The 10,059-nt window shown below is 71.0% G+C and carries 4 protein-coding genes; 3 read left to right on the top strand and 1 reads right to left on the bottom strand.

Features of this window, described 5'->3' with window-relative positions:
* The 3 genes from WEB03_RS06640 to WEB03_RS06630 all read left to right on the top strand — a co-directional run.
* Positions 1-2,609, top strand: a 2,609-nt coding sequence (locus tag WEB03_RS06640; RefSeq protein WP_368070165.1) for a hypothetical protein, incomplete at its 5' end; no start/stop codon positions are given.
* A gap of 94 nt (positions 2,610-2,703) precedes the next feature.
* Positions 2,704-5,418: a DNA polymerase I gene (gene polA / locus WEB03_RS06635; protein WP_368070164.1), complete on the top strand. Its 2,715-nt coding sequence runs from the start codon at positions 2,704-2,706 to the stop codon at positions 5,416-5,418.
* 181 nt (positions 5,419-5,599) lie between these two features.
* Complete coding sequence (locus tag WEB03_RS06630; protein WP_368070163.1) at positions 5,600-6,907, top strand: murein hydrolase activator EnvC; 1,308 nt, start codon at positions 5,600-5,602, stop codon at positions 6,905-6,907.
* A 16-nt stretch (positions 6,908-6,923) separates the two neighbouring features.
* Here the strand turns inward: WEB03_RS06630 and WEB03_RS06625 are convergent, their stop codons facing one another.
* A complete protein-coding gene (locus WEB03_RS06625; protein ID WP_368070162.1) occupies positions 6,924-10,031 on the bottom strand; it encodes a M14 family zinc carboxypeptidase in 3,108 nt (1,035 codons plus the stop codon).
* Positions 10,032-10,059: the final 28 nt, after the last annotated feature.

Below are 10,059 nucleotides of genomic sequence, written 5' to 3'. Positions count from 1 at the left end.
CCAGCCACCCGGACGCGTGGTGGGACGTCCGGGGCTACGTCTCCGCCGTCTCGGCTGCTGCCGACCTGCCGCTGATCGGGACGCTCCCAGCGCCGCCCGCCGCGCTCGCGGCGCTGCCGGCCGACGCGTTGACGCGGGTCGCGGTCGCCGCGGAGCCGAGCGAGGACGCCGACTGGGAGCTCACCCCCGTCGGCGGCGACCCGGAGCGTCGCGCTGACGTCGCGGGTGGCGACACGGCGGAGTACGTGCTCACCCTGCCGGAGCGTGACCGGTCGCTCGGGATCGTCGATGGATCGCTCGCGCTGGTCCCCAGCGGCGACGCGGCGCCGCTCAGCTTCCACCACCTCCCCGACGGTCCGGACGGTCGACCCTGCGCCACCTGGCCCGAGATCGACACCGGCGCCGACGGCCGGCCGGAGCCGACCGGTGCCGCTCCGGGCAGCCGCGTCGAGGGCTTCTTCGAGGCCCACGTGCACGGGATGGCCTACGAGTTCCTCGGCGGCGAGCTGCGGTGCGGCCAGCCCTGGCACCCGTACGGGGTCGAGCACGCGCTCCCCGACTGCCAGCAGGACGGCAACCTGTTCAACAGCGTGCTCGAGGTCGGCCTGGCGGGGCAAGCCCCGACCGACCCGATCGACAGCTACGACCCGGTGGGGTGGCCGACCTTCGGGTACTGGCCGAAGCACGACACCTTGACCCACGAGCAGTTCTACTACCGGTGGCTGGAGCGCGCCTACCTCGGTGGTCTGCGGCTCACGACCAACCTCCTGGTGGACAACACCGCCCTCTGCCAGCTCTACCCGCTGAAGCGCAACTCCTGCAACGAGATGGACGGGGTCAGGCTCCAGGCGCAGCGCCTCTACGAGCTGCAGGACTACATCGACGCGCAGTCCGGCGGCCCGGGTGAGGGGTGGCTGCGGGTCGTCACCTCGCCCGCCCAGGCCCGCGAGGCCATCCACGCCGGCCGGCTCGCGGTCGTGATGGGGGTCGAGGTGTCGGTGCTGTTCGACTGCGGCGAGGTGCTCGACCAGCCGCAGTGCACCGAGGCGGGCATCGACGAGCGCCTCCAGGAGGTCATCGACCTCGGCGTCCGGCAGATGGAGATCGTCAACAAGTTCGACAACGCGCTCACCGGCGTCACCGGTGACGGCGGGACGACCGGTCTCGTGGTCAACACGGGGAACCGGTACGTGACCGGCCACTTCTGGGACATGCGGACCTGCCCGGAGGACCACTCGCACGACCACGGCAACGAGCACGACAAGACCCAGATGAACGTCGTGGACGAGACGCCCGACGAGTTCCCCGAGGAGATCGACCAGCTCGCCGCCCGCGTGCTCGAGTTCAGCGGCGCGACGCGCGGGTTCGCGCTACCCCTGTACGGCCCGGGACCGCACTGCAACTCGCGGGGGCTGACAGACCTCGGCGCCCACCTGATCCGCCAGCTGGTGGCCAACGGCGTCATCTTCGACCCCGACCACATGAGCGCCCTGGCACAGCGCCAGGCGCTCGACCTGATCGAGGCCGAGCTCATCACCGACGCACCCGTCCCCCCTGCCGAGGATCGCCCCGGCAAGGGCAAGGGACGTGACAACGGCAAGGGCAAGGGCAACGGGGGCTCGGGTGATGCCGAGCCGGGCGGTCGCATCCACCCGGGGCTGATGTCGAGCCACAGCTGGGCGAACGAGGTCATCTACCAGCGGATCTACGAACTCGACGGCGTGGTCGCCCCGCGCACCGACCACGCGACCGGGTTCAGTGACCGCTGGGCGACGCTGCGGGACTACGCGGCCCGATGGGCACCGGAGGGCTACGACTTCGGGCTCGGGTACGGCGCCGACACCAACGGTCTCGGTGGTCAGCCTCGCCCGCGCAGCGGCGAGGTCGCGGAACGCGTCGACTACGCGGAGGGGTGGGAGGCGCCCATCGGCGGCGTTCACCTCAGCCAGCAGGTCAGCGGCGTTCGGACGTACGACATCAACACCGACGGGGTGGCGCACTACGGGCTGTTCGCGGACTGGTTCCACGAGGTACAGCTCGCCGCCGAGGAACGCCACCCGGACCGGGGTGGTGGTGACGCGATCGTCCGCGACATGCTGAACGCGTCCGAGCAGTACCTCGCGATGTGGGAGCGAGCGGCCTACGGCGGCAACGACTGCGTGGTCGACGGCTCCGTGCCACAGCAGGAGGACCTCCACGCCGCGCTCGGACTGAACGTGGAGGGCTTCCTCCGCGCCATCGGGCAGCCGGTCGACCGGGACGGGGACGCCTTCGTCTACTGCGCCGAGGACGCTGCGGGAGACCTGCGTCTGGTCGAGGTGACCTTCGACGGTCGCGGCCTCGCCGTGCAGGTCGACGTCGGCCCGGTGCTCGACGCGCTCGCCGACGGTGGCGACGCCATCGGTGCGCCGGACCCGGCTGGGGGATCACCTGATCCCGACCAGGACGCAGCTGGCGACGGCCACGCTCACGTGCACTCGCTGCGGACGGTGGCGGCTGGTGCGGAGTCCAGCTCGGCCCCGGGGGGTGCCGGCGTCGCATCCCTGGTGCTGTTGCTCGCCGGGCTCGTGGCGCTGTCCGCCCGACGGCTCACCGGCGCCGGTCGGTGACGGCGGTCGTGCTGGTCAGCGCAGGCTCGGGAGGGCGACAGACGGGTCGTCACTAGGCTCGCGGGTCAACGCCACCGACGTCGAGGTGCTTCCCGTGCCCGAGCAGATCGCGCCTCGAGACCGAGGCGACGCCACGTCCGCTCGTCCGACCATCCTGCTGCTCGACGGGCACTCGCTGGCCTACCGCGCCTTCTACGCGCTGCCGGACACGCTGCGGACGCGCACGGGGCAGCTCACCAACGCCGTCTACGGCTTCACCTCGATGCTGATCAAGCTGCTCGGAGACCGCCGTCCGGACGCCATCGTCGTCGCGTTCGACAAGGGACGCGACATCGCCCGGACCGCAGCGTTCCCGGCGTACAAGGCCAACCGGTCCTCGCCACCCGACGAGTTCCGGCCCCAGGTCGATCTCATCAAGCAGGTGCTCGAAGCGCTCCGCATCCCGATCGTCGAGGTCGCGGGGGTCGAGGCCGACGACGTGCTGGCCACCATCGCCGAGCGTGCGGTCGATGCGGGCTTCCACGCATTCATCGTGACCGGGGACCGGGACGCGATGCAGCTGGTGGACGAGCATCTGACCGTGCTCTACACGCTGCGAGGGATCTCGGAGGTCGCCGAGATGGACCCCGACGCGGTCGAGCAGCGCTACGGGGTCGGGCCGGGGTCCTACGTCGACCTGGCCGCCCTCCGCGGCGACAACTCCGACAACCTGCCGGGCGTGCCTGGGGTCGGGGACAAGACCGCCGCGAAGCTGGTGGTCCAGTTCGGCGACATCGACGGGATCTACCGCCACATCGACGAGGTGTCGGGCAAGAAGGTGCCGGCCATGCTCGCCGAGCACGAGGAACAGGTCCGTGCGAACCAACGGATCATGCGGCTCCGGCGCGATGTCGAGGTGGAAGCCGACCCGCGTGACCTGCGGATGACCGGCATCGACGCCGCCGCGGTCCGCGAGCTGTTCGGCAGCCTCGAGTTCCGCGCCCTCTACGACCGGTTCGTCGGCGAGGTCCTCGGCGAGCAGGAGGAGGCGGAAGCCGCTGCGTTCGAGCGGACCCCGTCACGCCTCGAGCCGGGCGAGCTCGCCACCTGGCTCGACGGGGTCGGGTCGCCCGTGGCCATCGTGCCGACGGTCACGGCACGCCCGCCACACACGGCGCTCGAAGCGGTGGCCGTGGCAGCGCCGGACCGTGATCCCGCCTCCGCCCGTGTCGACGCCTTGGACGCCGCCGATCTCGACGCCCTCGCCGCGCTGCTGGGCGATCCGACCCGGGACAAGGTCACCCACGACGCCAAGCTGCTCGACCACACCTGTCACGGGCGCGGCTGGGTCGTGTCGAACGTCACCGTCGACACCGAGCTGGCCGCCTACCTGCTCAACCCTGAACAGCGCAGCTTCGACCTCGAGCGGCTCGCCCTCCAGCACCTGCAGCGGACCATCACCCCCGAAGGTGACGTGGATGCGAGCGATCAGCTCTCGTTGGACGTCGCGCCCGACGAGGGGTGGGAGGAGCGGGCGATCCGCGCCGAAGCGACCCTCGAGCTGGCGACCTTCCTCGGCGACGAGATCGACGAGCGCGGCCAGCGTGACCTCCACGACCGCATCGAGCTGCCTCTGGCGCCGGTCCTCGCTCGGATGGAGCGCACCGGTGTGGCGCTCGACCTGCACGTGCTCGACGACATCCGGTCTCGGCTGGCCGCGCGGGTCGTCGAACGCGAACGGGAGGTCCACGATCACGCCGGTCACCCGTTCAACGTCGGGTCCGGCCAGCAACTCCAGACGGTGCTGTTCGACGAGCTCGAGCTGCCGAAGACGCGTCGGATCAAGACCGGCTACACGACCGACGCCAACGCCCTCCAGAACCTGCTCGGCCTCCACCCGATCATCGAAGCCATCATGGAGTGGCGCGAGCTGAGCAAGCTGCTGACCACCTACGTCGACGCGCTCCCGCCGCTCGTGGACGCCACGACCGGACGCATCCACACCACCCTGTCTCAGACCATCGCCGCGACGGGGCGGCTGTCGTCCTCGAACCCCAACCTGCAGAACATCCCGGTCCGTCGTGAGGAGGGCCGCGAGATCCGGCGCGCCTTCGTCCCGGGGCAGGGGTTCGACCAGCTCCTGGTGGCCGACTACTCGCAGATCGAGCTGCGGATCATGGCGCACCTCTCGCAGGACGAGGGGTTGCTGGAGGCCTTCGCGTCGGAGGAGGACGTGCACGCGACCACGGCCGCCAAGGTCTTCGACCTGCCGCTCGACGCGGTCGATGGGCCGCTCCGTGACCGCGCCAAGGCGGTGAACTACGGGCTGGCGTACGGCCTCACCCCGTTCGGTCTCGGCCAGCAGCTCGGCATCCCGCCGGACGAAGCTGCCGAGATCGTCACCGCGTACTTCGAGCGGTTCCCGAAGGTCCGCAGCTTCCTCGACGCGGCGGTCGTGGCGGCAACCAACGACGGCTTCACCACGACGATGTTCGGGCGGCGGCGCTACCTGCCGGACCTCCGTTCGGACAACCGCAACCGGCGGCAGATGGCCGAACGCATGGCGCTCAACGCCCCGATCCAGGGCACCGCCGCGGACGTGATCAAGCTCGCGATGATCGACCTGGCTCGTGCACTCGACACCTCGGGGCTGCGCACCCAACTGCTGCTGCAAGTGCACGACGAGGTCGTGCTCGAGGTGCCGGAGGAGGAGCGCGAGGCGGCGGAGACCCTCGTGGGCGAGACCCTGTCGTCGGTGTGCGAGCTGTCCGTCCCCCTCGAGGTCGACACCGCCTTCGGTGTGACCTGGTTCGACGCCCAGAAGCACTGACGCCGAACGCCGTCAGGTTCGGTCGGCGTCACGAGCCAGCTGATCGTTCGGCGTCCGCGCCCGGAGGCCGCTCGGGGTGCCCTGCGGTCGCTCCACCTGGTACGACTGCGACCTTGACGGGGACCGGCGGTGGCTGCCGGGTCGACCCGGCAGACCCGAACGAGCCGACCGGGGGACGTGCGTGGTGTTCCGCTCTCGACGTCTGCGGACGCTCGCAGCCGTGCTCGCGGCTGCGGTCGTGCTGCCGGCCGTCACCGCAACGGCGCAGTCGACCGCGGAGCGGCAGCTGGAGCAGGCTCGGGAGCGGATAGCCGAGGTCGGTCGTGAGCTCGATCGGGCGGAGGACGTCGCCGGGGACGCGGAGACCGAGCTCGCTGACGCCGACGCGAAGCTCGCCGAGGTCGAGGCCGTCGTCAACGAGGTGGCTGCGGCCCTGGACCGCCAGCGCAGCACCGTCGCCGACGCGGAAGCGCGTCTGACCGCGGTCGAAGACGAGGCGTCGCAGGTCCGCGATCGACTCGAGGCACGCGCGGCGACGATGTTCAAGCAGGGGGCGGTCCGTGACTTCAACGTCCTGCTCTCCTCCGACGGGGCCGAGGAGGCCCTGGCGCGGTCGACCTACCTGCGTGCGCTGACGATCGCGGACGCATCGAGCTTCGAGGCGCTCGGGGCCGCGGAGACGATCGTGGACACCGAGCGCTCGCGTCTGCAGGTCGAGGAGGATCAGCTCGACCGGATGCTCGTCGAGCAGGAGGAGCTGATGGCCGAGGTGGCCGAGCTCCGCGATCACCGCGCGCTGGCCGCGGCCGACGCTCGCGCTCGCGTCGACGAGTTGGCCACGGAGCAGGGCGACCTCGAGGCGGAGTCGGACCGCATCGAGCAGCTCATCCGTCAGCAGCAGGAGGAGGCCCGACGAGCGGCGCGCGAAGCCGCTCGTCGTGAGGCGGCAGCCGCCGAGGCAGCGGCGAAGGCCGCTGCTGCTGTCGCCGCGCGCGAACGTCGCGCCGCGGCCGCAGCACCTGCCCCCGCCCCTGCGCCGTCACCGACACGCGCCCCTGCGCCCCCTCCGAGCAGCAGCGGCAGCAGCGGTGGAGGTGGCGGCTCGTCCTCATCGTCCGGGTTCGCGTGGCCGCTCTGCGCCCCGGTGACCTCCGAGTACGGCCCACGCTGGGGCCGCATGCATCGCGGCATCGACCAGGGTGCGCGCACCGGGACGCCCATCGGAGCGTCGAAGGCCGGGACGGTCATCTTCGCCGGCTGGCAGGGCGGGTACGGCAACCTGGTGCTGATCGACCACGGCAGCGTGGTCACCGCCTACGCCCACCAGAGCCGCATGGCGGTCCGGTCGGGACAGTCGGTGTCGCAGGGGTCGACCATCGGGTACGTCGGCAACACCGGGAACTCGACCGGTCCGCACCTGCACTTCGAGACCCGGGTGAACGGGTCGGCGGTCAACCCGCGTCAGTACCTGTCGGGTGGGCCCTGCTGAAACTCCGCGACGAGCGTCAGCCCGTCGCCGCGGTGCGTCGGTGGGACCGCAGACGGGCGGCTGACGCGACCGCGAGCGCCAGCGCGCCCAGCAGGGCCCAGAGGGCCGGGGTTGGGGGCGATCCCATCGCGCCTGCCGTGGTCATCGACCGGTCCTCGACGCCCTGGCCGTTCCCGGCACCTGCGGGTCGTCCGCGGATCACCTCGACGACGACGTCCGCGGTGGCGATGACCTCGCCGCCCTGCCGGGCGACGACGGTCAGGGTGTGGGTGTCGCGTGCGTTGTTCGGCGTCTGGACCCGGACCGTGACGGGCGCCTGCTCACCGACGTCGAGGTCGGCTTGCTGCGGCGTGACCTCCGCGTTCCACCGGGCGGGCACGTCGGTGACCTCGAGCTCGTAGGAGCCGGCGTCACCAGCGGTCAGGTCGAGTTCGGCCGTCCCCGCGTCGCCGGCGCGGACCTCGAGCTCGCAGGACACGCAGCTGAGCGCACCGTCGTCGCCGCCGTCACCCCCGTCGTCACCTCCGTCGACGTCGTCCCGCTCGATGCGGCCCGCGTTCTCCCACGCCGTCGCGTTCTCGAACAGCTGGTAGCCGGTGTAGGTCAGCGCGTGCGACGACAGCCCGTAGGGGTGGAAGTTCTCGGTGGTGGGTTCGGGCAGCAGGGCACCGATGATGCGGATCGTTCCCGCCTCGACCGGCAGCTCACCGAGCGACACACCGGCGAACCCGGCGCCGCCCTGCGGTCCCGGACGCACGTAGGAGCGACCGAGGTTGGTCCCGCCTGCGGCATCCCACGCGCCCGGGTCCACGACGTTGATCGGGGCGTCGCAGCCGCTGGAGCAGGTCGAGGGGCCACCGACGAGGTGTCCGGTCGGCACCGGCTCGAAGGTCTGACGTCGGTCGTAGTACCGGGTGCCGTCCAGGGTCTGGCGGCCGCTCGCGGTGCCGTCCCGAGCGATCTCCTGCGTCAGTTCGTGCTCACCGAACGTCGGGCCGGTTCCGTCGTTGAAGTCGATGTAGCCGGCGTAGTAGACACCGCGGCGGATGGCATCGGCCGGGATGCCGATGTCGAGCGCCGCAAGGCCGGCGACGGCACCGTCGGTGAGGACCAGGTTGCCGCCGGTCCGCACGAAGGACTCGACGGCGTCGGCGTACTCACCCCCGTGCGGGCTGCCGCCAGTCACGAAGCGGTCCGCGACCACGAAGGTGTCGAAGGTTCGCAACAGGTCCGGATCGGCGGCGATCTGGTCGACCGACAGGCCGACCAACTCGCTGCCCGAGGCGGCCATGAAGTCGTTCAGGTCGCGGAAGAAGTCGATCCGGGACACGTCGTATGCGGCCTGGTCGTCCCAGCCGGGGATGGCGTCGTCTCGGGTGAACCGCACCGTGTAGCCGATCGGCCCCACCCGCTGCGGGTTGGGACGGACGCGGTAAACGCCGGCCTGGGGCCGGTTGAACTCGATCTGCGCACCCGACTGTGCGTACAGGGGCCCACCGTCGAAGGCGCGGGCGACCTCCTCGCAGCCCTCGGCCGGGGCGGGCTCGTCGTCGTGCTCGTCTGCCGCCGTGCGCATCCCCAGCTCGTGCGAGTGCTGGTGGGTGAGGGCCTGCTCCTCGCCTTCAGGCGCACCGCAGTAGTCGAGGATCATGTCGCCGGTGACGATGCCGGCTCCGACGCCACGGACGTTGGCGGCGGTGGCCTCGATGGTCATGCCGCCGTTGAAGATGCCGTGTTGCGGGCCACGCACCACGAACTCGAAGCCCTCGGCACCGGTCAGCTCGCGACCCTCGATGTCGCCCTGGGTCGGCAGGTCGTCGAGGCCCGGCGGGGTGACGAACTCCTCGCCGTCACTCTGGACCCGGTCGGGATCGTCGAGGAACGCGATGCGGCCTCCGGGCTCGTAGTCGATCTCGTCCTCGTGGAGCAGCGAGGTGACCTGCGAGTAGATCAGCGACTTGTTGCCCTCGACCTGGAGCTGGACGACGTCCGGGAGGAACACGTTGTTGGGGGCCAGGTGGCTCAGTGCCATCTCGTTGTTGATGCCGACGCCACCGAGCCCGAGCTCGGGGTTGTCCATCCAGTCACCCATACCGCCGGTGATCTGGTACTCGATCGTGTCCCACACCGTGCCCCACTGGACGGTGCACATCGGCGCGGTGGTGCGGCCCTGTCCGAAGAAGGGCTCGGGGACCGGGCCCGGGCAGTCCTCGGCGCGGGCCACGTGCGGCGACCACGTCAGCCGCTCCTCGGCGTCGCGGAACATCAGCTCTGCCGTGTCGACGGTGATCGCGTTCTTGCGGAAGTCCTTCTGGGCTGCGCCGAGCAGGGTGTAGGACAGCGAGTTGGCGGTGACCATCCCGTGCAGGTCGATGCCGCCTGCGAACTGCTGGCCCCCGGTGCGGTTGTCGGCGACCCACTTGAGCCACTTGCCGAACCCACGGGTCTCGGGCTCGCTGAACGAGGTGTAGGCGGGATCCGAGTAGCCCTGGGTGGGCCAGTCACGGTTGAGGTCCATGCCGTTGCCGTTGAAGCGTTGGTAGAACACGCCGCCCTCGGAGTAGTCGCCGCGCACCCATCCGTCCGGGTTCGACAGCGTGAACAGCAGGACGCCGTCGGCCAACGCCTCGCCAGCGGTCGGCGAGCGCCCCTCGTCGTCGAACGGGTCGAGCAGACGGCGCGGTGCGTCGGGCGAGGAGCCCTCGCTGGTGCAGTCGATCTGTGTGGGGGCGTCGCCGTTCTCGCAGGCGGCCCAGGTCGCCAGGTCCTCGGCAGCACGCAGCCCCCCCTCGAGGCCAGCACGCTCGATGCCGTGGATCGACAGCGAGTAGGCGAAGTGCTTGCGATCCGCCTCCGGCGTCGGTGAGTCGGCGTCCGTCACCTTCACCACGTACAGGTCGCGGTGCTCACGGCTGAGGTCCTCCCGGGGGATCCCGGCCGACCGCAGCGACTCGGTCGCGAAGTGATCGTGATCGCCGAACTGGGTGCGCAGGTTGATCAGCTGCACGTACCGGGGGTACTTGTCCTCGAGGAACGCCAGGCCGGCGATGGCCTCGTCCCACTGCACGAACTGTGCGGCACAGACGTTGCCGTTCGCGTTCGGCGACCGGTGTCGCGTTCGCACCCGACGGGGCCAGCGCCACGAGCCCGGC

It is taken from the genome of Nitriliruptor sp. (assembly GCF_040882075.1).
Lineage (GTDB): Bacteria > Actinomycetota > Nitriliruptoria > Nitriliruptorales > Nitriliruptoraceae > Nitriliruptor.
This window is presented reverse-complemented; position numbering and strand designations above follow the sequence as displayed.